We start from the raw sequence: 23,685 nt of genomic DNA on the forward strand, positions 1-23,685 counted from the left end.
AGACCTCTGCAGTCTTGTGGCCAGCCTGAAAGGAGCTCTATAGATGCCAGAAATTCGTATCGCTCGTGAGGCAGGCGCTTGCTATGGTGTGGGCCGTGCACTCGATATGGTACGCAGGGCAGCACAAGCAGCTCCTGGTCATGTGCGTACGCTAGGCCCCCTTATTCACAATCCAACGGTTGTAGCTGATTTGGAAGCTTCTGGTGTTGAAGTGGTTGAGCAGCCTCACGAAGCTGCTGGCAATACTTTGGTACTACGTACGCATGGTGTGACGCCAGAGGTTGAATCTGCTGCTCGGAAGGCCTGCTCAGAGGTTATTGATGCCACTTGTCCTTTTGTAAAACGGGCACACAATGCAGCTGAGCTTCTTAGCCGCGAAGGCTATCAGCTTATCGTTGTGGGTGAGGTGGGACATCCCGAAGTGGAAGGCACGGTAGGGCATGCTCCTGAAGCTTTGATTGTGGGAGATGCTTCAGAACTCAAAGATGTAAAAATTTCCCGTCGTGTGGGTATGGTGGTACAGACCACAATGACGCGAGATCGCGTACAGGGGATTATGGATGCGCTGCTTCCTTTAACCGATGAATTGCGCGTAGTGAATACCATTTGTGAGGCTACCTCATCGCGTCAACGTGCAGCAGCTGAACTGGCGACTGAGGCAAATGTAATGATTGTTATCGGTGGACGTAATTCCGCCAATACTACTCACTTGGCTGAAATTTGTGCTGAGCACTGCAAAAAGACGCACCATATAGAGGGACCTAGCGAGCTCGAGGCTGATTGGTTTGTTGGTGCAGAACTGGTGGGTATTACAGCAGGCGCTTCAACGCCGACCGATCAGATTGATGCGGTACGGAATCGTATTGCCAAGCTCTGTACGGCAGCTCAATAATAAAAATTGATATATCTACGCTCTAAATGATTGATAGCGTTTTCTAAAGGATATACAGCGCTTGTAGCACTAGAGCCTGGGTTGCTGGGGTAGACTCTTAGAGTAAGTACTTACCAGCAAGGAGAGTTATGTCCAAGTCAATTGTTGCTGTTGTTGGTCGTCCCAACGTTGGCAAATCTACTCTTGTAAATCGTCTCGCCCAATCTCGCGATGCCATTGTTCATGAGTCTCGTGGTGTTACCCGCGATCGCAGTTATCATGACTGTGATTGGAATGGGCGCGAGTTTACCCTCATAGACACAGGTGGTATCGAGTCAATTAAGTCTACTGATACGTTTGCTCCGCGCATTCGCGAACAGGCACTACTTGCCTGTGATGAGGCACAGGTCATTGTCATGGTTGTTGACGGTAGTGTTGGCGTGACCGATGAGGATGAAGAAGTAGCCCGCGTCGTGCGCCGTGCAAAAAAACCAACTTTGTTAGTTGTTAACAAGCAGGACAATCCACAGGATGAGGTTGCTGCTTGGCAATATTATTCACTTGGCGTGGGCGAGCCTCGTCCCATCTCTGCAGGTCATGGTTATGGGACAGGCGATTTGCTTGATGAAATTGTCAATCTTTTGCCTGAGGAAAGCGACGAAGAAGAAGTCGATGATGAAGTTTTATCCATCGCTATTATTGGTCGTCCCAATGTTGGCAAATCCAGTCTTGCTAATAGGCTTTCCAATAAGAGTCGCTCCATCGTTTCTGACATTGCGGGTACCACTCGTGATGCGATTGACACCATGATTGAGTGGCAAGGTCGTCCTATTCGCCTTGTTGATACTGCAGGTATGCGCAAAAAGAGTCAGGTACATGAGGATATTGAGTACTACAGCTTGGTGCGTGGTCTTGCGGCGATTGACCGCGCTGACGTGTGCTTGCTTGTGGTTGACTCCAGCGTAGGTGTAACCGAGCAAGATCAAAAGCTTGCTTCTGCTGCTATTGACCGAGGCTGTGCACTGGTTGTTGTTCTTAATAAATGGGATCTTGTCGATACTGATGTAATGCGCGATTCATTGGTGGCGGGTCTTGAACGTCGTCTTGTTTTTGCGCCTTGGGCACCCTCTATCAATGTGTCGGCTTTGACAGGTCGTTCTTGCGACAAGATTTTATCCCTTGCCATCAAGGCCGCCGAAGCGCGTGCACAGCAGCTTAAGACCTCCGAAATCAACAGAGTGCTTGAGTCTATCCGTGCTACAGGTCATACCGTGACCGACCGTGGTCGCCGTCTCAAAATTAACTATGCTACGCAGACGGGAAGTAAGCCACCTGTACTATCGTTCTTCTGTAATGCACCTGATTTGGTAGACGACAACTTTGAGCATTTCCTTGAGAATCGTATTCGCGAGGCATTCAATCTAGAGGGAACTCCTATTAGATTGAAATTCCGCAGGAAGGATGCATAGGCATGACGCCTCTCATAACTGCTTTGCTGGCGGGAATGATCCTGTGTTATTTGGTCTGTGGTATCCCCTTTGGATTGGTGATTGCCAAGATGCACGGCATTGATGTGCGCAGCGTTGGTTCACACAACATTGGTGCTACCAATGTCGGGCGTTCGGTAGGTGCAAAGGCAGCGGTTGCAACGCTGATTGCAGATGCTGCAAAAGCTTTGCTTTGCATGGTCTTGGCACGACAGTTGGTTGCAAGCATTGCTTTTGGTGGAGACTACGCCATGACTAATCCTCAAACTTCATTTGGTTGGGTGTCGAGTCTTTTTTATCTTGCCTGTATCTGCGGTCATGTCTTTAGCCCCTATCTCCACTTTCATGGTGGAAAGGGGATTTCCGCGGGTCTTGGTGCCTCCATTGGTCTTTGGGCTCCTTTGCCCTTAGGTCTTTTATTAGTTTTTATTTGTGTGGTTATACCCACGCGTTTTGTATCTGCTGGTTCGGTTGCAGCGGCGGCTTCCATACCGTTTTGGGCACTATTTTTTGGTTTTCCATCTTCGACTCTTTATGGGTTGGTTGCTGCTGCCTGTATTGTTATTTGGGCACATCGTGGCAATATTGCCAAACTCGCCAAAGGTGAAGAAAAGAAGTTTTCTTTCCATCACGAAGAGGAGGACAAGTAATGAGCAAGGTATCAGTCATTGGTACTGGCTCTTGGGGTACCGCTGCGGTGGGTTTGCTTGCTGTAAATGCAGATGAGGTAGTACTGCTAGCTCGTAGTACTGAGGTTGCGGAGGCTATTAATACCAACCATCGTAACCCTCGGCATCTTAGTGACTACACCCTGCCTGCAAATGTATGTGCGACGGTAGATTGCCAAAGCATTGCTGATGCGGATGCTGTAGTTATTGCTGTTCCTTCTTCTTTTTTAAGAGACACTACAAAGCAGATAGCAGCCTATATTGCAGAAGATATGCCTGTATGTGTGCTTACCAAAGGTATTGAGCATGGTAGCTGCATGCTTATGGCCGATGTTGTTGAAGAAGAGCTGGGTGGTAAGGTACGAATTGCAGCATTGTCTGGTCCCAATCATGCTGAGGAAATCTGTCGAGGCAAGGTATCCGCAGCCGTAGTTGCCTCCGAAGATCCCCAGATTAGCGCCTTATTTCAAAAACTCTTTATGAGTCCCAGCTTTCGTGCATACGCCAGTACAGATATCAAGGGCGTCGAGCTGTGTGCTGCAATCAAAAATGTTATAGCCATTGCCTGTGGTGTAGCTGTTGGTCTGGGTGCAGGAGACAACACTCTTGCGGTACTTATGACCCGTGGCCTTGCTGAAATTGGACGTATTAGCGTTGCTGCAGGTGGTGATCCGTTGACCTGTATGGGTCTTGCGGGTATGGGCGACCTCATTGCTACCTGCACCTCTCCACATTCACGTAACCGCAGTTTTGGTGAGGCTTTTGTAGCAGGGGAGAGTCTAAGCGACTACGAGAGCCGTACGCATATGGTGGTAGAGGGAGCGCGTGCTGCGCAGTCCACCCTTGAGCTTGCACGCCAGCTCAAAGTTGAGTGTCCTATCACCGAAAGTGTTCATGCCATTTTGTATGAACATGCAGATATTTCTTCTGCAATAGATAGTCTTTTGGGTCGACCGCCTCGAGAAGAGTTTTATGGCATTGATTAGATAGGTAAGTTACTAGATGAGGAGAGCTGCACTCATGGCACATGAGGTTCGAATTGCCCCATCCCTTCTTTCAGCTGACTTTATGAAGTTGGGTGAGGATATCGAAGCTATTTCCACAGCCGATTACATTCATTTTGATGTGATGGACGGACATTTTGTCCCCAACCTAAGCTTTGGTCTACCAATTCTCAAGCAGGTAAAAAAGACAAGTAAGCTTCCCGTCGATGTGCATCTTATGGTAAGCAATCCTGATGAAGTGGTTATTCACTACCTTGAAGCAGGCGCTGATATTGTAAGTTTCCACTGGGAATCTCAAATTCATGCGCATCGCTTAGTAAGACAGATTCAAGACGCAGGTGCAAAAGCAGGCGTTGCTCTCAATCCTGGTACTCCCGTGAGCTGTCTCGAGAGTATTATTGACTATGTTGATTTGGTACTCATCATGTCAGTAAATCCAGGTTTTGGTGGCCAGAGTTTTATTGAAGGTAGCTATCGCAAATTACGTGAGCTGAATCAGCTTTGCTGCGCGCACAAGGTTAATCCTCTTATTGAGGTCGATGGTGGTGTTGGTGTAAGCAATGCTGAAGCGATAGTATCTGCTGGTGCCAATTTACTTGTTGCAGGTTCTGCGGTATTTGGTGCAGTCAATCGTGCACAGGCTATTGCTGATATTCGCGCTGCGGGTCAACGTGGACAACTGAAAAGGGCATAGTATGTCTTCTAGACCTTATGTGTATTTGGATTACGCTGCTTCAGCTCCTATGAGCAAAGCTGCCATAGAGGCTGAAGCTGCCTACGAAGCATCAGAAATTGCAGGTGCTAATCCTAATTCCTTGCATACGCTTGGTAGGAAAGCTGCTCGTGCTCTTGATGGTGCTCGTAGTGATATTGCCCGTTGCTTGGGAGGGCATTTTCGTCCATCAGATGTAATTTTTACCTCTGGTGGCACAGAATCAAATAATCTTGCTCTGTATGGTATGGCGGAAGGTGCTCGAGGTCGTAATCGTCAACGTAATGTCATTGTTATTTCTGAGTTTGAACATGACTCAGAGATTGATGTTATTCCTGCGCTCCATGATCGTGGTTTTGAGGTCAAACTGGTGCGCCCTAATCGTGATGGTGTGGTTACGGCTGAGGCTGTAGCAAAGCACTGCGATGAGCATACTGCTCTCGTATCGGTTATGGCAGCAAACAACGAGGTGGGTACTGTGCAGCCTTTGGCAGAAATTGCAAAAGCTGCTCATAAAGTTGGTGCGTTGATGCATTGTGATGCCGTGCAGGCGTTTGGCCGTATACCGTTAGCGTTGGATGATGTTGATGCGGTAAGTATTGCTGCGCACAAAATTGGCGGTCCTGTGGGTATCGGTGCCCTTGTTATTCGCAGTCGCACGCCTTTTCGTGCACAAACTTTTGGGGGAGGACAAGAGCAAGGCAAGCGTCCAGGTACTCAGCCAGTGCGTGCAGCTCTTGCCTTTGCGGCAGCTGCCTGTGATTGTATTGATCATATGGCGGAGCGTCGTGCGCTTGTTTCTGCGCGAGCACAGCGCCTCTACGAGCGTATTTGCGCTCCAGGTACACATCATATTCGTCCTACTACTTCTGCGGTGATGGACGAGCATCGCCTACCTGGTTTGGTATCTGTGCTTGTTGAAGGTGTTGATTCTGAAACCCTTGTTTTAAGCCTTGATCAATTGGGTTTTGAGGTTTCTGCGGGATCTGCTTGCTCTTCGGGTTCGCTTGATGCGAGTCACGTGTTACTCTCCATGGGCATTCCGAGAGACCTTGCGTTGGGTGCACTGCGTATTTCTTTTGATGAGCGTGTTTCCGACGATGAATTGTATGATTTTGCTGCTGCACTCGTTAGTGTTGTTGGTCGCTATCACAAGAGCAAATAGCACATGCCAACTTTGAGAGATTGAGGATTCATATGGCCGAACCAGAGGCACTGCTTCGCCTACAAGATATAGATATCAAATTGATGAGGATCCACGCTCAGCTTGATGCCATGCCTCAGCAGCAAAAGCTTGCAACCATTGCTCGTGCGCAGCGTCAATTGGCGCGTCAAACAACCATTATTGTGGGTCAACTTAAAGATGCCCAGATGGAGCTTGAAGACAATGAATCTCAACATGCACTTGTGTTGAATAAGATTGCCAAAGTAAAGTCGGAGGCTCAGGAGCGTGAGGCGGGATTTCGTCAAACACGCGATTTAGAGGCTCACCTATCTGCTTTGGCCAAGCAACAAGAAAAGATTGAGCATGCTTATATGGAAAAGGCTGCCGCCTTGGAACGTCTTCAAAAAGCTGAGTCAAATGCTCGTGCTATGGCAGAACGTCTTGTTGCTGAAAAGACTGTTCAGCAGAATTCTTTTGAAAAGGACAGTGCTGATTTAAGAGCAGAAGAGCGCTTGCTCAAGAATGAGCGTGCGCAAGTGATAGCGGAGATTTCTGCAGAGGTGATGGAGCGTTACGAGCAAGCTTGCAGGCGCTTTGGCGGTCTTGCGGTGGAAAGCTTGCATGGCAATGTACCGTCTGTCTGCCGCGTCAAACTACAACCTGCAGATTTTGGTGACCTTAGACGCGGCCCCGAGATTGGTACGTGCCCATATTGCCATCGCATCCTTATTACCAAAGGAGCCTTGGCATGAGTGAGTCCTCAGAACGAGATTTCCAGCTGTCCCATAAGGCCTATCCTGATAAGGAGGAGGGTCCTGCTCCAAAAATTCTTTTGGGTGTAAGCGGAGGAGTTGCGGCATATAAAGCCTGCGAGTTGCTCAGACTCTTCCAAAAGCAGGGTTGTGAAGTGCGAGTGTGTGCAACTCCCGAAGCAGAGCAGTTTGTGGGAGCAGCAACCTTTAAGGCTTTAACGCAGCATGAGGTACTCGTTAAGCTTTTTGAAGGGCCAGACCCTATTCCTCATATCACGCTTGCTGAGTGGGCGGATGCGGCTGTTGTGGTGCCTGCAACAGCAAATAGTATGGCAAAGCTTGCTTGTGGCATTGCCGATGATGCACTTTCAACTACTTTGCTTGCTTTGCCACGAAATACACCTTTGTTGCTTGCTCCTGCGATGAATGTGCATATGTGGCAGGCGGCGGCTACTCAGGATAATCTTGAGACACTTGAGCGTAGGGGAGTGCATGTTATATCTCCTGTGCACGGACGTCTTGCGTGTGGTGATGTGGGTGCTGGTAAGCTTGCTGATATTAATGAAATTTTTGCTTCTGTAATGGATGCTCTAGATGCGCGTACTGCGCTGCGTAGTTTTGATACAGACCCTGACCGTACCATGTTTTTGTCTTTTGGTCAGGTTGCTTGTGGCAAACAAGATGCAGAAGTTGCAGCAGTCACGCAGAAGAAGCTTGCGGGCAAGCGTATTCTTGTCACGGCAGGTCCTACGCACGAAGCTATCGATCCTGTTCGCTATATTGCCAACGCTTCTTCGGGAAAGATGGGTTTTGCCATTGCGGAAGCATGCAAATCCTTTGGTGCTGAGGTGACGCTTGTAGCAGGCCCCACTAGTCTTGCAACGCCTGAGGGTATCAACCGTATTGATGTGGTCTCTGCTTCTGAAATGTATCATGCCACGATGAAGGCTTTTGAGAGTTGTGATGTTGCAATTTGTGCCGCTGCAGTTGCTGACTATAAGCCTGCGGACCCCGCCGATCATAAGCTCAAAAAAGGCCGTGAGAATCTCGATACTATCAAGTTAGTACGTACGCGAGATATTCTTGCAAGTCTTTCGGTAAATAAAGCTGAGCGTTTGGTTATTGGCTTTGCTGCAGAAACCAACGATTTGCTCAAAAATGCACAGGAGAAGCTCGCCAAGAAGGGCTGTGACCTCATTGTTGCAAATGATGTTTCGCGGCAGGATTCTGCTTTTGGTGGGGATACCAATAGAGTGAGCTTTGTTGCAGCAGATGCAGTTGAGCAGCTTCCAACGCTGAGCAAACACCAGGTAGCAATAGCTCTTGCTGAGCGTATTGCAGGCATGTTGGCGTCAAAAACTACTGCTGAAACGGCTGGTGAAAAATCGAATTCTGATTCAAAGAATGATCTAGATGCAACAGTGGTGAGACCGAGGTTATATAAGTAATGGGCATTTTGGTTGGACTCGAGCATGTCGCACATGAGTGGCCTGGTAAGCAGGTTTTACATGATGCCACAATAGGTATTAACGAAGGCGAACGTATTGGTATTGTTGGTCGCAATGGTGATGGTAAATCCACGCTACTACAGCTCATTGGGCATCAGATCGAGCCGGATGCGGGAAGCATTACTTGGCGTAATAACATCTCTGTTGGTATGTTGACGCAGTCAGATAGGCTTGACGATGGCGATACGGTTATTCATGCGGTGATGGGGGATATTCCCGAATATGAGTGGGCATCAGATCCCAAAATCCGTTCTATTTGTGATGAGCTGTTAGTTGACGTGGACTGGCAAAGTCAGGTAGGTACGCTTTCAGGTGGTCAGCGTCGTCGTGTAGACCTGGCACGCGTGTTGTCTCGTGATTGGGATGTCCTATTGATGGATGAGCCAACTAACCACTTAGACATGCATGCAATTCGGTGGCTTGCAGGTCATTTGGCGCGTCGCTGGCCTGCAGGTACTGGTGCGCTGCTTGTGGTGACACATGATCGTTGGTTTCTCGATGAGGTCTGTGAACATATGTGGGAAGTTCACGATGGCATCATTGATCCTTTTGAGGGTGGATACTCTGCTTATATTCAGCAGCGAGTTGAGCGCCAAAGACAAGCGGCAGCATCTGAGGAACGCAGACAAAATGTTTTGCGTAAAGAACTCAATTGGTTGGCTCATGGTGCCAAAGCTCGCAGTTCAAAGCCAAAGTTTCGTATTGAGGCTGCACGTGCTTTGCTCGCACAAGATCCTCCTGTGCGCGATAGCATTGAGTTGCGTCGTCTTGCGGTAGGGCGTTTGGGTAAGCAGGTCTTTGAACTCAAAAATATTAGTGTGCGCTTTGAACATCAGACGATACTTGAGGATCTCAATTGGATTGTAGGCCCAGGTGATCGTATAGGTATTCTTGGTGAAAATGGTGTGGGCAAATCAACTTTGCTGCGCTTGATGTGTGGCAAGCTTCGCCCCACAACAGGCTTCCTCAAGATTGGCAAAACAGTTCAGCTGGCAGTTATGTCACAGCAACTTGAAGGGTTATCTGCACACGATAACGAGCGGGTAGAGGATTTGTTGAGCTCGTTTAAGCAGATTTACTATATTGGCGGAAAGCCCCAAAGTCCACAACAAATGGCAGAACAATTAGGCTTTACTCGTGCTGATTGGCCAACATTTATTAAAGATTTGTCTGGTGGTCAGCGTCGCCGTCTTGCAATTTTGGCAGTTCTTCTTCAGGAACCTAATGTTTTGATACTTGACGAGCCAGGCAATGATCTTGATACCGATATGCTTGCAGTTATTGAGAATTTGCTTGATGATTGGCCAGGGACTTTACTGCTTGTGACTCACGACCGCTTTTTGATGGAGCGTGTAACGGACGATCAGTACGCAATTATTGATGGACATCTCAGGCATTGTCCAGGCGGGGTTGATGAATATTTACAGCTCTTGGATGAGAGTAAAGCTGCTGCAGCAAGTGGCGTTTCTTTGCAGAGTAGCGTTGCGTCTGACGCTTCCACGCAGGTCTCTTCTGGATTGAGTAATCAAGAGCGGCGTGCTGCAAAAAAGCGCTTTGATGCTGTTGAGCGTCGTCTTAAAAAATTACGCGAAGAGACAGGTGAGTTACAAGATGCACTTGCGGCGCATGATCCTACGGATTATCAAGGCTTGCTAGAGATTCAAGAACATTTGAATATAAACAAGCAAGAAATTACTGAGCTTGAAGACGTGTGGCTTGAGCTGGCAGATAAGCTGGAATTGGCATGAGCGAAAATAAGAAGAGCAGCCCGTCTTTGCGTGTTGCAACCATTGCCGACGCTCAAGAACTGCTTGCGATATATGACCCTTACGTGCAAAAAACAGCTATTACGTTTGAGTGGGAAACGCCCTCTCTTATAGAGTTTAAGCAGCGTATCAAGCAGACCTTACAGCGCTATCCCTATCTTGTAGCTGAGTGTGATGGCAGTATCCTCGGATATGCTTATACAAATCCTGTTGGAAGTCGTGCAGCTTTTGCTTGGTGCGCAGAAACTTCGGTGTATCTGCGAGAAGATGTGCGTGGTAGGGGTATTGGCCATCTACTGTATGCAGCACTTGAGTGTCTTTCTGCTGCGCAGGGACTTACGCGTCTTTATGCACGTGTTGCTTGCACTGAGCAGGTAGATTCGTATGTCACAGACGACAGTTTGCTCTTTCACCATAAAATGGGCTATGAGCAGGTGGGACTTATGAAGGCATGTGGCTATAAATTTGGCTGCTGGTATGATTTGGCTATTCTTGAGAAACGTCTTTCCAATCCAAAATTTGCTCAAGAATTTATCCCTTTTCCTCAGCTGTCAGCGGAAACTCTTAACTCTTGTGGTGTTTATCAAAGTTCATGTGAATAGTTGTGATATTCCTACTTGCATTATTTCTCATAGGGTGTTAAATTACTTACTCGCGCGTCGGTAAGACGAGCAAACGGGTGGTGGCGCAGTTTGGTAGCGCACTTGACTGGGGGTCAAGGGGTCGCTGGTTCGAATCCAGTCCACCCGACCACGTAACCGCAGGTCAGAGGCTTAAGCCTCTGACCTTTTTCTTTAGGTGTCCTATTTTGTGTCCTATTTGTGTCCTGTAAAACGTGCAACTGGCTTCTTCTGAAGTCCCGAAATGTCCTATTTTGCAATAGGCGGAAACTCCTCGGCGAACGGTTGCGATACGCGTCTTCGTTCAGTATCGCCACATCAGGAATGCGTCAGTTCGCGCACCTCCATGGGGCTCCCAAGCCGGGCGGCGCGCATGAGGTCAGACCGCCGTTCGACCTCTCGCCTTCGCATAGTGGCTCTCCTGTCGACAAGTGCCCGGGACTCTGCACGCAGCATACGAACCATCGGCCTGCCTTGTATATCCTCGGCTTGGGCGCTTGTGAAGGAACCGTGGCGTCCTAGGGGAATTCCCGGCCATCGCGGACGATGCGGACAGCGGGGACAGGCCGGCAGACGCGGCCAGAGGCACCGACACCAGCGGATAGCATGCGAATCGTCAGGTAACCCAAGGGCGTCACGCTCCATCCGGGGATGGGAGGTGACACCAGATGAGGGAAGGCGACACGCATGCAGGAAGAGCAGACACCAGACCTCTCCCGGATGAACCGGCCGCTCAGCACGCAGGAGGTCTCGCGGTACCTCGGGCTCTGCGAGCGCCAGGTCCTGCGCATGGTCCATAACGGACAGATCCCAGCAAAGAAGTTCGGCCACAACTGGTACTACTCGCCAAGGAAGATCGCCCAGCTGGTCGGGATGCTGGACCAATGACGCCGCCCATGGGAGTGGCGTCATGCGTTTTCCGTGAAGGCCGCCGTTGCAGAAGCTTGCAGAAGGCTGTCCCGTGGCCTGCCGACGGGGGATGCTCCATCCCGCCGTATCCTCGCTGCCGAGGGGCAAGGGGGTCCAGATGAGTCGTCGGGAAATCGGAAGCAGCTTGGACATGATATCGGCGGACGAGGCCGCGAGGATCCTCAGGGTCTCCCCGAGGACGGTCAGGCGGCTCTGCATGGACCGGAAGATCCCCGCCGTCAAGGTGGGCAGCCAGTGGCGCATCGACAGGACGGAGCTCATGAGGACGCTCGCCAGGGACAGCAGGATGTCCTGCTGGCTCGGAATGGATGGCAATTAGGCTCGGATCCCGTCTGCGGTCGGTCTCGCGCGGCGTCTCGAATGGAGCTGATCAGAGATGAGACAGACCACAAACGCAGAGAGAATCAACGGCAGCCGCAGCACCATCCTCATCAAGGAGTACTACTCCGTCGAGGAGGTCTCCCGCCTCCTGCACATCAGCGAGAGGACGGTGAGGGAGCTCGCGCACCGCGAGGAGGACCCGCTCCCGTTCCGGCTCCTCTTCGGGCAGCAGAGGAACTCCTTCATACACCGCGAGGACCTCATGGACTGGCTCGAGTCTAACTCGCAGCTCGTCCGGGATGCCGCAAAGAAGCAGATGGGCAAGGCGTGATGCAAAGGCACTCGGCCGGCGAGTTCGCCACGGTGTACCGCTTCATGACAGAGGGGCTGGGGCTCCGGGGATCCGACCTCCTCGTCTACGCGAGGATCTTCAGCTTCTGCCAGGAGGAGAGCGGCACCTACTTCGAGTCGGCCGATAGCTGCGCCGCGTTCCTGAACATGTCGGAGAGGCAGGTAAGAAGGTCCCTCGGGAACCTCGTCTCGAGGGACCTCATAGCAGAGGCCGCCGACGCCGAGAGGTGCCCGAGGGGCAGGGCCTTCGTCCTCCGCAGGGAGGCCGTCAGCGCGGCGATAACGCGCGTGGAGGGCGGCGAGACCACGGACAAATTGTCCGCGGGCAAGGCGGGAAGCGGACATATTGTCCGCGGCTCCGGACATCCTGGCCACGGGCGCGGACAGATTGTCCGCCCCTATATAGATAGAAGAGAAGAGTAGAGCGAATCTCATACGAGAGACCGGAGAGGAGACGGGCGTCGTGGACTCGGTTGGCAGGATCGGCGCGGACGCGGAATGCGACGGGCGGGAGCCATGTCGCCAGGCGCTCGTAACGCCCGAGGAGGCGCTCGCGCGGGGGCTGGTCCGCGAGGTCCCGCCTCCCGCGAGGTGCGCGCACTGCGGGAGGCCGCTCAGGCCGCTCGGAGTCCCCGTCTTCGGGAGCGTCGCCTGGGTGTCGCACGAGCCATGCGAATGCGACGGGGCCGAGCGCGAGAGGAAGGAGGAGGAGAGGAGGGCCCTGGACGAGATGGCTGCGGAGAGGGAGCGCAGGCTCGAGAGGTCGGGGATCCCGCTCAGGTTCCGAAAGGCGACCCCAACAGAGGCCCGGTGCGCCGCCTATGCGGACGCCCTTCCCGGGTCGGGGCCCAACGGGCTCTTCATCCACGGCCCGGTCGGCACGGGGAAGACCCACAACGCCGCGGCGGTCGCCATAGCGGCCTCGGACCGGGGGCTGAGGACCGTCTTCACCTCGGCAATCACCATATTCTCGAGCATCAGGGAGACCTTCGACGGGGGAGGCTCGAGCAAGAGGGCCCTCGAGAGGTACTCGTCGTGCGAGATGCTAGTCCTGGACGACCTGGGCAAGGAGTCCAGCTCGAGGTGGTCCCTCATGACGCTGTTCACCATCGTCAACGCCAGGTACGAGGGCATGAGGCCGACGGTCGTCACGTCGCAGTACACGCTGTCGCAGCTGAGATCGAGGCTCGCGTCGACCGGCGAGGCGGAGACGGCCGCCGCCATAGCCTCGCGAATCGCCGCGACGTGCGCCGACGTGGAGCTCACGGGACCCGACCTGAGGAGGGGCGCCTGGGGGCAGCGGGACGCGCGACCCGCACGGGGCACTGACCCCGGCGGGGGGCGATCGAGGCTTGATGGCTTCAGGTAGCGGCGGGCCCGCAGCGCCCTTCGCCCCGGTCCGCCAAGCACGACTGCCTGGGAGCCAGTCGTGCGCCTGACGGCGGCGAACCCCGCCATTGCAAAAATGGCCCGATGGCTCGTCCCCACGGGCGGGAGGTCCCGTCGGGCCAGACGATTCATGTCACAGTTCTTGAACGATGGGGCATTTCGCCCAGCCGCCCAACCACGGGGTGACGTAACCCCGCTGACCGGCAAGGGCGCGGGCATAACGCCCGTCCGTCATGACGCTAGGCCTACTCCCCGCTGCTCGGAATAAGGCACGATTGCCGCTAAGAGATGCGCTTCGCGCCGAAGCTCCAGAGCAGATCGTGGTACCTCGTCGCGCACTCCTCGTCCGAGACGCCAGGGTCGTCGGGGGCGAGCCCGGCATCGATGCCGTCAATCATCTCGCACCAGGTGCGCACCCTGCCGTCATCGCACAGGAACTCGCTGCTCGGCGTCACGGTCCTGAAGTCCTCGAGCTCTTCCGCCGCGATGCGGGAATCGGTGTCGAGATTCGGCATGCCTTGGCCTCCTCCTCAGCCTGAATGGAAGCTTCCCGTCGGTCCGACCGAGGTCGAGACCAACCACGCACAACATTCTACCTCGCTTCCATCAGCGCCTCTTCAGGGCATCCGCAAAGTGGAGACCTCTCTAGGATAGCGTCAAATGCGCAACGGCAAAGGTCCGCCCATCGTTCTATTGGGGCGTGCACGACGTCAGGCGCCACGGGGCAGCACGTCGGCAAAGCGCCTCAGCCCCGACATAGACGCCAGGACGCTGGCCCGGGTCATTCGCGGCGGGAGGGTCCACGGCGGCGTGCGGCTGCTCGACGGATAGAATGGACGATGGCGGCAATTGCATCGCACAGGAGCTGGCAGACAGGCTTGGAGTCAAGGTGTCTGCACCGAACGACACGCTATACGTCAACCCGGACAGTCGCTCTACATAAGCAGACGCGGGAACGGCAACATGGTGGAGTTCACGCCGAGGAAGGAGAGGCGATGATATACGCGAACTCAAGCGACTACGGAAACGGCACCGCCCCGCGGCTCGGCGTGCCAAGGCGTGACAAGGACGCCCTGCTGCGAGCAATGACAAGCGAGGAGCCAATCGCCATTGCCGCTGGGTACCTAGTCGACTACTCGACGGGCAAGCCAACTGGCATTGTCGACGCTATGTACGAGAAGAACGGCGCTAGCTGGTCCGAGGAGGAGGCCTGGAACCTCGAGCACAACGACATGGAGATCTCTGACGAGTTCGCAGACGCACTCCTCGGCAGGGGAAAAACGATAGGCGTCAAGGACCATCTGCCACGGCTGGAACGGGGCCGCCCTTCGGGGCGGCCCCGTTCGGTAGGACGACGGACGTTTTCGCCCCGTCGTTCAACTTCGCCTTGCCAGTGCGCTGGAACTTGGCGGGCGGCACGTCGCGTTGCCCCTCGCGGGCTCCCAGGGCCTTCGGGCTCACGGAAGCCACGCCGGCCGACCGCTCATCACGCGAGCGGATGGCTCACAAGATGCGGGCTATGGAGCGGGAGTCGCTCATGCGTCTACCTGCCTCTTGAAATTCTGTCGAGGAACTCGACGACGAACGGGTCGTTGATGTCGAGGTCTTTGAAGCCAAAGTCGTCGCCATACCTCTTCTCCATTTCCTCGCTCAGTTCCTCTTCGCTCATCGCTCTGGGGTCTCGCTCTCCTGACATGCTTCCGCTACGCATTCTCGACGGCCTCCTTCACCAGGTCCGTGAGCTTCCTGTCGTCTATCCACATTATCCACAGCCGGCCGCTTCCGCCAGTGCGCTTTCTGAGCCTCCCGCCGATCTCTCTGAAGCTCCCGGTGTGGGTCCTCGCAGAGCTGGGCGACGTGGCCCTGAGCCCATCTAATGCACGTGGTCCCTCAAGCCAGCCCAAGGTCCCGCTAGGCTCGGCCACCACGGACAACTCGGCCCACGGGGACAGCCCTCTCGCATTGAATCGTAGGCGGCGGGCCGAAACCGGCACCCAGCACACGACGAGAGAGACAGGCCGCGCAAGCCGGCCCGTCCACGAGCCGCCCGCCATGGAGGGGACATGGCAGACGACTTCGGCGACGACGCCGGCCAGCAGATATTCGACTGGGCGCTGCGACTCGGCCTGGAGGGGTACCGCCGCGGCGGAGGCCCCGCGGGGCAGCGCGCCGTCGAGGAGGCGATAGGGCGCCTCGAGGCCGCGCTGGAGAGCGCCAGGGACGCCGTCGGCGCTTCCCCGGGTTCCCCGGCCGAGGCGCGACAGGAGGTCCGGACAGACGCGAGGTTCGCCCGCCTCGACATGTCGGAGTTCGCCGAGCTCGAGGACGGGCAGAGGGTAATCTCCGCGGTGGACGCGAAGCTCACGGCAAATGACATATGGCACGGGATGACGGAGGACGGCGGCACGCCCTGGCTCGTCTTCAAGACGGCCGACGCGCCGGCGGTCGCGTCGACCTTCGACCAGCTCGTATCGGACACGAGGGAGGCCGCGAGCAGGGCCGCGGAGCGGATCCGCCAGGAGCAGGAGCGGGAAGGCGGGTCCCGCGGCGCCGACCGCGACCGGGAGCCCCTCAAGGAGAGGGCGGAGCGTGCGAGGAGGGCCTCCGAGGCCCAGTCGCATGACACGGAACGCGACCGTGCGCCGGAGCAGGACCGCGTGGAGACGAGGTCGAAGTGAGGGCGCGAGGAACGGGCGCCGCAACCGCGGCCGGGCTCTCCGCCGCCGCGTTCGCAATCGGCGACATTGCCGCCGCGGCACTACCAGCCGGCGCGCCCGCCGACCCGGAATCCACGGTTCGCGGGGTCCTTTCAGGGATCATCGCGGGGACCGCCTCGCCGAGCGCGGAGCCGCTCCCGCTCGCCGTCGGGCTAGCCTGCGCCGCGGGGGTCTGGCTCGCCTGGGCGAGGAGGCTCTCTCTCGTCGGGGAGCACAGGAGCGGCGAGGAGCACGGCAGCGCTAGGTGGGCGAGCCCGAGGGAGGCCAGGGCGTTCGCCGACCGTGGGGACCCAAGGAACAACATCATCCTCACGCAGCACGTTTCCCTCGCCATGTCCAGGGCCGACCACGACCCCAGGCTCGAGCGCAACAGGAATGTCCTCGTGATCGGAGGGTCCGGCTCCGGCAAGACCCGCTCCTACGTGATCCCCAACGTCCTACAGATGAACGCGAGCCTCCTGGTGACCGACCCCAAGGGCACGCTCGAGGCCGAGCTGGGGCCGGCCCTGCGCTCCGCCGGCTACGAGGTCGCCAGGATCGACACCGTGGACTTCGGCCGCTCGGCGCGCTACAACCCGCTCGCCTACGTACGCACGCAGCAGGACGTGCTCGAGGTCGTCGACTGCATCATCGCCAACACCACGAGGGAGGGCTCCTCCTCGGCGGACCCGTTCTGGGAGAACGCAGAGAGGCTCCTCTACAGCGCGCTCGTGGCATACCTCGTCTGGCACTGCCTGGAGGCCGACAGGAACCTCCCGGGCCTCATGACGCTCCTCTCGCTGGCGTCGGCGAGCGAGGGGGACGAGGGCTACAGGAGCCCGCTCGACGTGCTCTTCGACGAGCTCGAGACGGGAAAGAGGTGCGTCGTCGGCGATTTCCCCCGCGACGGGAGCGCGCGCTCCTTCTCGGGCGGGAGCCGAGTTACGTGGGTCAGGGTCGCAGAGCCGCTCGCGCCGGAGGAGGACTTCGCGCTCGGCCGCTACCGCGCCTTCAGGGTCGCCGCAGGCAGGACCCTCAAGTCGATAATCATCAGCTGCAACGCGAGGCTCGCCCCGCTCGGCGGCGAGGAGATCCGGCGCGTCCTCTCGGGCGACGACCTCGGGATCGACCTCATGGGCGAGCCGGGCCGCAGGGTCGCGGTCTTCGCCACCACGTCGGACACGAACGGGACCTTCTCGTTCCTCCTGGCGCTCCTCGTCTGGCAGGCGACGAACCTGCTCTGCGAGCGAGCCCTGAGGGTGCACGGCGGGTCGCTACCGACCCCCGTGCACCTCGTCCTAGACGAGTTCGCGAACATCGGGAGGCTACCGGACTTCGAGCGCACCATCGCCGTCGTCCGCTCGAGGAACATCGGGGTCTCGGTCATCCTCCAGTCGCTCTCGCAGCTCAAGGCCCGATACGGGGAGTCGGCGCAGACGATCGTGGACTGCTGCGACACGACGCTCTTCCTGGGCGGCAACTCCAACGAGACGAACAGGGGAATCTCGGAGAAGGTCGGCAAGCAGACCGTCTCGGTCATCGGCGCCAGCGAGAGCAGGGGGGCGTCCAGCAGCTCCACCCAGAGCAGGCAGGCCACGGAGCGCGACCTGATACAGCCCTCGGAGCTCGCGAGGCTCGACCGGAGAAAGGCGGTCGTCCTCATCGCCGGCGCGAACCCGGTCCTGGACAGGAAGTACGACCCGAGGAGGCACCCGGCATGGCGCGGGGAGGTGGTCGCGATGAAATGAACGGCCGGCCCGGCGAGAGGGCGGCGGCGCCGGGCCGAGACCACGCCGCCACCATGGGTCCCTACGCTTCGGAGGACAAGTTGCTCAACCAAATCATCAAGCTCGTGTCGGGCTGCGTCTCGTTCCTCGGCGGGTTCCTCGTCGTTTGGGGCGCCGTGAGCCTGGGCCTCGCGATACGCGAACAGCAGGGCGGCGCGCAGATCGCGAGCGCCATATCGACCATCGCGGGCGGGGCGATCATCATCGCCGCCTCGGTCTACTTTGGGATGCTAGACACGTCCTGGCTCCCGGCCTAGGGGGCGGCGATGGCGTCGCTCTCTGTCGCGGTCCACAAGGACATAGGCGAGTACCAGGAGAAGGTCGTGGGCAAGCTCAGCCTGAGGACGCTGCTCTGCGTCACGGGCGGGCTCGCTACGTCGGTGGCGACGGCGTCCGCGCTCTACGCGGCTCTTGGCGTGGAGCCCGCCGACGCGAGCCTGCCGGTGATGTGCGCGTCCCTCCCATTCTGGCTGCTGGGCTTCTGGCGGCCGCACGGGATGAGGGCTGAGAAGTTCGCCCCCATGCTCTGGGAGCACGCGACCTGGGACGGGGTGCTCGCGTACGGGACGTCGTGCATGCTCGCAGCACCGCCGGAGCGGATTGCCCAGCGGACGACCAGGAGGCACAGGAGGAACGCGAGGAGGAAGGGGGCGGAGCTCCGTGAGCCGAGCAGGGAAGCAGAGGGATAGCGCGCGCGGCGCGGGACCCTGGGAGAGGCTCTCGCTGATGATATCGGGCGGGGGCTCCGCCGAGCGCGACCTCAGGGAGCACGACCGCGAGGCGAGCGAGAGGGCGGCCGCCCGAAGGAGGTCGCTGCGCGCGGCGCGCGACGTATACAACGCGGTCGGCTTCGACTCGCTGTGGGCCGACGGCATCTGCGAGGTCGACCCGGGGATCTTCTCGCAGACCCTCGAGTTCTCCGACATCAGCTACCAGAGCGCCCGCAGGGAGGCGAAGGAGTCCGTCTTCTCGGCCTGGTGCCAGCTCTTCGACTCCATCGGCGAGGACGTCGCGCTCCAGCTCTCGGTCGTGAACACGCCCATCCCCGCCGAGGAGATCGGGCACCGCTCCTTCTTCGCGGAGAGGGGGAGGACCGCCGCGCTCGCCGAGGAGTACAACCGAATCCTCAACGACAAGATGCGCGAGGGCGTCTCGAACCTCGTTCGCTCGCGATACATCACCTTCTCCGTCGGGGCGAGGGACGCGGAGTCCGCCGTGCCCAGGCTCGCGCGCGTGCGCGGGGACGTGACCCAGTCCCTCCAGAGGATACGATGCGACGCCACTCCGCTCGACGGCCCGGCGCGCCTGCGCGCCATCGCGGAGCTGCTGCGCCCCGGCAACCCTCCCGCCGCCGGGTGGGAGGCGCTCGGGGCCACCTCCGGGCTGCGCGCGAAGGACCTCGCTTGCCCCAACTGCATCGAGGCGAAGCCCGAGGGGTCCGCGTCGTGCCTCAGGATTGACGGGACGTGGTGCCAGACGCTCGCCTTCCGCTCGTTCGGCTCGGAGCTCTCGGACCGGTGCGTGGCCGAGATCGTTGACCTTCCCGTACCGCTTGCGGTGAGCCTGCATGTGAGGGGCATGGACAAGTCGCGCGCGATCGCCTTCGTGAAGAAGCGGCTCGCGTGGATGGACAAGGAGATTATCGACGAGCAGATGACCGCCGTGAAGCGCGGCTACGACTTCGACATCCTCCCCTCCGAGCTCAAGTACTCGAAGGCGGAGGCCGAGGACCTCCTCGACCACCTGCAGAACAAGAACCAGAGGCTCTTCCGCTACACGGGGCTCGTGTACACCTACGCGGACACCCGCGACGCGCTGCGCAACCAGGTCGAGCAGATCATGCGCACGGCGCGGTCGAACTCGATCGACGTGGGGACCCTCGACTACCGGCAGAGGGAGGGCCTCAACTCGGTGCTCCCCCTCGGGGCCAACCGCGTGGATGTAGGCAGGATGATGACCACCGCGGAGGTGGCGATTCAGATGCCCTTCGCGACGCAGGAGCTCAACCAGGAGGGCGGCGGCTACTACGGCCAGAACAAGGAGAGCTCGAACCTGGTGATCTGCAACAGGCGCAGCCTTGCGAGCCCCATGGGGTTTGTCGCCGGCAAGCCTGGCAGCGGAAAGTCCTTCTCCACCAAGCGCGAGATCCTCAACACCATCCTCGCGTACCCCGACGACCAGGTGATCATCTTCGACCCCGCGGGGGAGTACTCCGCGGTGACGGAGCCGTGCGGCGGGACCACGATCAGGCTCGGTCCGGACTCCGACTCGCACCTCAACCCCTTCGACCTCACCGACGTGGCGGACCTCAGCCCCAGCGCCCAGCGGGCGTTCAAGATCGACGCCTTCCTCGCGCTCTCCGCGGCGACAATGTCCGAGGGGAGCCAGGGGCTCCCCGAGGCGGACAAGTCCATCATCGCCCGCTGCGTCGAGGCGTGCTACGAGAGCCGCTCCGGGGATGGCGGCACCCCCACGCTCGGCGACCTCTACGAGGAGCTGCTCGCGCAGGAGGAGCGCGAGGCGCGCGACATCGCGCTGCGCTACGAGCGCTACGCCGTGGGCGCGCAGTCCTTCTTCAACCACGAGTCGGACGTTGACCTCTCGAACCGGATCGTCGACGTAGACCTCAGGGACCTCACCTCGAACCTCCGGACCTTCGGGATGCTCACGGCGCTCGAGTCCGTGCGCAACCGCATGTACTCGAACTACGAGCGGGGAGTCACCACGTGGCTCTACATAGACGAGGTCCAGTCCCTCTTCGAGCACCCGGCGATCGTCTCGTACTTCTCGCGCTTCTGGGCGGAGGGGCGAAAGTTCGGCCTCGTGGCCACCGGCATAACGCAGAACTCGGTCTACATGCTGGAGCACGAGGAGGCCAGGAACATGGTGCTCAACTCGGACTTCATCCTCCTCCACAAGCAGTCGCCCGTGGACCGAAGGGCCTGGGTCGACCTCCTGGGCCTCTCCGAGCAGGAGTCGCGCTACATAGACGAGTCGATCAAGCCGGGCGAGGGGCTCCTCGTCGCCGGCGGCGCGCGCGTTCCCATCAAGGACGACTTCCCCAGGGGTGCGCTCTACAACCTCTTCAACACGAAGCCGAGCGAGCAGGCGCCGAGGCGGCGCCGCAGGAAGGCGACGGCGCGGAGGGGGGAGAGGTGAGCGCCCGGGAGGCCGGTGCGGCAAGCTCCGCAGCGCACGAGGCCCCGGACGCGTCCGCCGTCGCATTCGAGGGGCGCACGGACGCCGTGAGCGCGGGAATCGCGCACGACGAGGCGGACACGGCCCTGTCGGAGCTCAGGGGTCGCCGCGCGGCGGCGATGGGGCGCGCGGCCAGGGCGCGCAGGGCGACCGCAACGGCATCGCGCGACGCGTTCGGGGAGTCCGACGAGGAGCTCGGGACGGACGCGCTTTACCGCCCCGCTGGCGCGGCGACCCGCGCGACATCAAGGCGCCTGCGGCGCGCACGGGGAGGCGACGGCTCGCCGGGGACCGGCGGCGGAGGCCACGCGGGGCCCCGCCCCGCACCGGCGCAGGGAGTGTCGCCCGCACCGGAAGGCGTTCCGCCGGTGGCGACCCGCGAGGAGGCGGCGATTGCGGCGACGCGAGCGACCGGAACCCCCGGGGGCGCGCGGCCGCCCAGGTCAGCCGCCCCGGTGCGAGAGGCGCCCCGCCGACACGGCGCGCGGTCCAGGCTCGCAGCGCTCGACGGCAGGGAGGGCGCCGGACCCAGCAGGGCGCGCCCGCGCAGGACCGGGCCCCCTCGGAGGGGCTGGAGGCGCGAGGCGGCGCCGCCTCGCGCCTCCAGCCCCTCCGAGGAAATGCCGGGAACGACAAGGGCCGCGGAGACGGCGAGAGCCGCCGACAAGGCGGCGTACCCGGCGGGCGCGCCAGCGACGGTCCCGATAGCCGGCATCCTCGCCGGAGCCGTCGTCGCGGTGCTCGCCGCGGCGATGATCTCGCAGGCGGTCGGCTCGCTCTTCGGGTTCTGGGACAACGAGGCCTCGAGGCGCGCGTCGGTGGAGGGGCTCCCTCCCTACGTCACCTACTCGATGGTCCTGGCGGCCCTCGAGTGCCAGGACAAGTACGGTCACCCGGCGGGCTGCACGCTCGCCCAGGTCATCGTCGAGTCGGGCGTAGGAGACCACCTCTCTGGCCTCGCCACGAGGGACAACAACCTCTTCGGCATCAAGTGGGCACCGAGCTTCGCCTCCTGCCCCGAGGTCGCGGGAAAGGAGTCCTGGCAGACGCGGGAGGAGTACGGGGGCGCCTCGGTCACCGTCGTTGACGCATTCACGAGATTCAGGTCCTACGAGGACTGCATACGCTTCCGCTCGCGCGTCCTGCTGCAGGCGGGAAGGTACTCGGGAAACGAGAAGATCCGCAGGGCCATCGAGGGCAGGGACTCGGACCTCATGGCCGAGGGCCTCAAGGACGCGGGCTACGCCACGTCGTCCTCTTACGTCGACTCGCTCAAGGCCGCGATGGACGCCTACGGCCTCAGGCGCTTCGACTCGATGAGCGCGGACGACCTCAGGCGGGCCGGGCCCGCTGGCGCCGCATCGGGCAAGGGGGCGACCATCGTCGCCGCGGCCCAGACCCAGCTCGGCACGCCCTACGTCTGGGGAGGGTCCACGCCCAACAAGGCGCTCGACTGCTCCGGGCTCACGCAGTGGTGCTACGCGCAGGCGGGAATCCGGATACCGCACCAGAGCGACGCGCAGCTGAGGGCGGGGACGATGGTGCCGCTCTCCCAGGCGGAGCCGGGCGACATCCTCTGGAGGCCCGGCCACGTCGCCATCTACATCGGCGGCGACTCCTACATACACGCGCCGCAGCCAGGGGACCACGTCCGCGTGGGTACCGGGATAAGCCGGTTCACGTGCGCGGTCAGAATCCAGTAGGGAGGAAGGGACATGGAGAAGAGGCGAAGGGCCGTCGCCGCGCTCGCCGCCGGGGCGGTCGCCATCGCGCTGGGGGCGGGCGCGGCGCGCTGCGCTGCGTCACGAGTCGACAGGGCGGATCCAACGGACAATGGCTCGGAGACCGCCGCCTGGGTCGACGCCGCGGACGGACAGGGCTCCGACTCTGGCGCAAGCGCGGAGGAGGCGCGGCAGTCGTGCGCGGAGGAGCTCGAGTCGCGGGAGTGGATGGGCGCCGAGGACGCGTCGCTCAGGATGACGGCGTCCGGGGGCAGGCTCGTCGAGACCGACGGCACCGACACGCGCACGTCGTCCTACGAGGTCACCTCCGACGGCGACGGGGAGTGCGGCCTCAGGGTGACACGCGCCGACGGGACCGTTGTCCAGGCCACCGTGACCATCAGGGGCAGGGGCGACGGCGCGAGGCTCAGGTGCGAGCAGCTCCAGACCTCGTTCGACTGGATTCCCGCCCCGCCTGGCGGCGAGGTCAGGGTCACGGGCGTGGACGAGGAGTACCTCGCGCTCGTCGGCGGGAGCGAGGACGCGCTCGACCTCGCCGTGTCCCTCTGGGTGTCCGAGCACGTCCCCGGGGCCACGGAGGCCGCGTTCGACGGCGAGGTGTACATCGACACGAAGGCTGACAGCGTGACGGCGACCTTCACCTGCGACGACCCGGGGAGGTCGATCGTCTCGGTCACGTGGGCCGACGGCGCCTTCTCGGTGACGGGATAGCCGTGGG

General features: G+C 59.2%; 24 protein-coding genes and 1 tRNA gene. 23 read left to right on the forward strand and 2 right to left on the reverse strand.

What is annotated here, in order from left to right; genetic code table 11:
• Positions 1-43: 43 nt before the first annotated feature.
• The 16 genes from ispH (at position 44) to ACO5JD_RS01320 (ending at position 13,524) form a co-directional block, all read left to right on the forward strand.
• The gene (gene ispH, locus ACO5JD_RS01245; RefSeq protein WP_484987093.1) at positions 44-892 is read left to right on the forward strand and encodes a 4-hydroxy-3-methylbut-2-enyl diphosphate reductase; all 849 of its coding nucleotides are present in this window, start codon (positions 44-46) and stop codon (positions 890-892) included.
• A 128-nt stretch (positions 893-1,020) separates the two neighbouring features.
• Positions 1,021-2,340 carry a ribosome biogenesis GTPase Der gene (gene der / locus ACO5JD_RS01250; RefSeq protein WP_021626150.1) on the forward strand — a complete coding sequence of 440 codons (1,320 nt, stop codon included), beginning with the start codon at positions 1,021-1,023 and terminating at the stop codon, positions 2,338-2,340.
• A gap of 2 nt (positions 2,341-2,342) precedes the next feature.
• A complete protein-coding gene (locus tag ACO5JD_RS01255) occupies positions 2,343-3,008 on the forward strand; it encodes a glycerol-3-phosphate acyltransferase (RefSeq protein ID WP_484987095.1) in 666 nt (221 codons plus the stop codon).
• Positions 3,008-4,012: an NAD(P)H-dependent glycerol-3-phosphate dehydrogenase gene (locus tag ACO5JD_RS01260; protein ID WP_484987097.1), complete on the forward strand. Its 1,005-nt coding sequence runs from the start codon at positions 3,008-3,010 to the stop codon at positions 4,010-4,012. Before ACO5JD_RS01255 ends, ACO5JD_RS01260 begins: the two co-directional genes overlap by 1 nt.
• A 34-nt stretch (positions 4,013-4,046) precedes the next feature.
• Positions 4,047-4,724 carry a ribulose-phosphate 3-epimerase gene (gene rpe, locus ACO5JD_RS01265; protein WP_484987099.1) on the forward strand — a complete coding sequence of 226 codons (678 nt, stop codon included), beginning with the start codon at positions 4,047-4,049 and terminating at the stop codon, positions 4,722-4,724.
• Between the two features lies 1 nt (position 4,725).
• The gene (locus ACO5JD_RS01270; protein ID WP_484987101.1) at positions 4,726-5,907 is read left to right on the forward strand and encodes a cysteine desulfurase family protein; all 1,182 of its coding nucleotides are present in this window, start codon (positions 4,726-4,728) and stop codon (positions 5,905-5,907) included.
• 32 nt (positions 5,908-5,939) lie between these two features.
• Complete coding sequence (locus tag ACO5JD_RS01275; protein ID WP_021626155.1) at positions 5,940-6,659, forward strand: zinc ribbon domain-containing protein; 720 nt, start codon at positions 5,940-5,942, stop codon at positions 6,657-6,659.
• Positions 6,656-8,107 (forward strand): bifunctional phosphopantothenoylcysteine decarboxylase/phosphopantothenate--cysteine ligase CoaBC, encoded by a 1,452-nt coding sequence (gene coaBC / locus ACO5JD_RS01280; RefSeq protein WP_484987103.1) that lies wholly within the window; start codon positions 6,656-6,658, stop codon positions 8,105-8,107. Before ACO5JD_RS01275 ends, coaBC begins: the two co-directional genes overlap by 4 nt.
• The gene (locus tag ACO5JD_RS01285) at positions 8,107-9,915 is read left to right on the forward strand and encodes an ABC-F family ATP-binding cassette domain-containing protein (RefSeq protein ID WP_484987105.1); all 1,809 of its coding nucleotides are present in this window, start codon (positions 8,107-8,109) and stop codon (positions 9,913-9,915) included. The genes coaBC and ACO5JD_RS01285 overlap by 1 nt, the downstream gene beginning before the upstream one ends.
• Entirely contained in the window at positions 9,912-10,535 is a 624-nt protein-coding gene (locus ACO5JD_RS01290; protein ID WP_484987107.1) for a GNAT family N-acetyltransferase, read from the forward strand. Before ACO5JD_RS01285 ends, ACO5JD_RS01290 begins: the two co-directional genes overlap by 4 nt.
• Before the next feature lie 74 nt (positions 10,536-10,609).
• A tRNA-Pro gene (locus ACO5JD_RS01295) sits at positions 10,610-10,686 on the forward strand.
• A gap of 554 nt (positions 10,687-11,240) precedes the next feature.
• Positions 11,241-11,441 carry a helix-turn-helix domain-containing protein gene (locus ACO5JD_RS01300; protein ID WP_090862052.1) on the forward strand — a complete coding sequence of 67 codons (201 nt, stop codon included), beginning with the start codon at positions 11,241-11,243 and terminating at the stop codon, positions 11,439-11,441.
• A 139-nt stretch (positions 11,442-11,580) separates the two neighbouring features.
• Complete coding sequence (locus tag ACO5JD_RS01305; protein WP_484987109.1) at positions 11,581-11,802, forward strand: helix-turn-helix domain-containing protein; 222 nt, start codon at positions 11,581-11,583, stop codon at positions 11,800-11,802.
• A 57-nt stretch (positions 11,803-11,859) separates the two neighbouring features.
• Positions 11,860-12,135: a helix-turn-helix domain-containing protein gene (locus ACO5JD_RS01310; protein WP_484987111.1), complete on the forward strand. Its 276-nt coding sequence runs from the start codon at positions 11,860-11,862 to the stop codon at positions 12,133-12,135.
• The gene (locus tag ACO5JD_RS01315) at positions 12,135-12,578 is read left to right on the forward strand and encodes a hypothetical protein (RefSeq protein ID WP_484987113.1); all 444 of its coding nucleotides are present in this window, start codon (positions 12,135-12,137) and stop codon (positions 12,576-12,578) included. Before ACO5JD_RS01310 ends, ACO5JD_RS01315 begins: the two co-directional genes overlap by 1 nt.
• 40 nt (positions 12,579-12,618) lie before the next feature.
• Entirely contained in the window at positions 12,619-13,524 is a 906-nt protein-coding gene (locus tag ACO5JD_RS01320) for an ATP-binding protein (RefSeq protein WP_484987115.1), read from the forward strand.
• 301 nt (positions 13,525-13,825) lie between these two features.
• Here ACO5JD_RS01320 and ACO5JD_RS01325 read toward each other — a convergent pair whose 3' ends face one another.
• Positions 13,826-14,059 carry a hypothetical protein gene (locus tag ACO5JD_RS01325; protein ID WP_484987117.1) on the reverse strand — a complete coding sequence of 78 codons (234 nt, stop codon included), beginning with the start codon at positions 14,057-14,059 and terminating at the stop codon, positions 13,826-13,828.
• A 1,028-nt stretch (positions 14,060-15,087) separates the two neighbouring features.
• The gene (locus ACO5JD_RS01330; protein WP_484987119.1) at positions 15,088-15,213 is read right to left on the reverse strand and encodes a hypothetical protein; all 126 of its coding nucleotides are present in this window, start codon (positions 15,211-15,213) and stop codon (positions 15,088-15,090) included.
• 394 nt (positions 15,214-15,607) lie between these two features.
• Here ACO5JD_RS01330 and ACO5JD_RS01335 point away from each other — a divergent pair, with 394 nt between their 5' ends.
• The 7 genes from ACO5JD_RS01335 (at position 15,608) to ACO5JD_RS01365 (ending at position 23,678) form a co-directional block, all read left to right on the forward strand.
• Complete coding sequence (locus tag ACO5JD_RS01335) at positions 15,608-16,222, forward strand: hypothetical protein (RefSeq protein WP_484987121.1); 615 nt, start codon at positions 15,608-15,610, stop codon at positions 16,220-16,222.
• Positions 16,219-17,988, forward strand: coding sequence for a VirD4-like conjugal transfer protein, CD1115 family (locus tag ACO5JD_RS01340; RefSeq protein WP_484987123.1), 1,770 nt, complete (start codon positions 16,219-16,221; stop codon positions 17,986-17,988). Before ACO5JD_RS01335 ends, ACO5JD_RS01340 begins: the two co-directional genes overlap by 4 nt.
• A complete protein-coding gene (locus ACO5JD_RS01345; protein WP_484987125.1) occupies positions 17,958-18,284 on the forward strand; it encodes a hypothetical protein in 327 nt (108 codons plus the stop codon). The genes ACO5JD_RS01340 and ACO5JD_RS01345 overlap by 31 nt, the downstream gene beginning before the upstream one ends.
• A gap of 9 nt (positions 18,285-18,293) precedes the next feature.
• Positions 18,294-18,716: a PrgI family protein gene (locus tag ACO5JD_RS01350; RefSeq protein ID WP_484987127.1), complete on the forward strand. Its 423-nt coding sequence runs from the start codon at positions 18,294-18,296 to the stop codon at positions 18,714-18,716.
• Positions 18,688-21,186 carry a VirB4-like conjugal transfer ATPase, CD1110 family gene (locus ACO5JD_RS01355; protein WP_484987129.1) on the forward strand — a complete coding sequence of 833 codons (2,499 nt, stop codon included), beginning with the start codon at positions 18,688-18,690 and terminating at the stop codon, positions 21,184-21,186. The genes ACO5JD_RS01350 and ACO5JD_RS01355 overlap by 29 nt, the downstream gene beginning before the upstream one ends.
• Positions 21,187-21,845: 659 nt before the next feature.
• Positions 21,846-22,928, forward strand: coding sequence for a glucosaminidase domain-containing protein (locus ACO5JD_RS01360; RefSeq protein WP_484987131.1), 1,083 nt, complete (start codon positions 21,846-21,848; stop codon positions 22,926-22,928).
• Between the two features lie 12 nt (positions 22,929-22,940).
• On the forward strand, positions 22,941-23,678 hold the full coding sequence (locus ACO5JD_RS01365) for a hypothetical protein (protein ID WP_484987133.1): 738 nt from the start codon (positions 22,941-22,943) through the stop codon (positions 23,676-23,678).
• Positions 23,679-23,685: the final 7 nt, after the last annotated feature.

The organism is Olegusella sp., assembly GCF_057238325.1.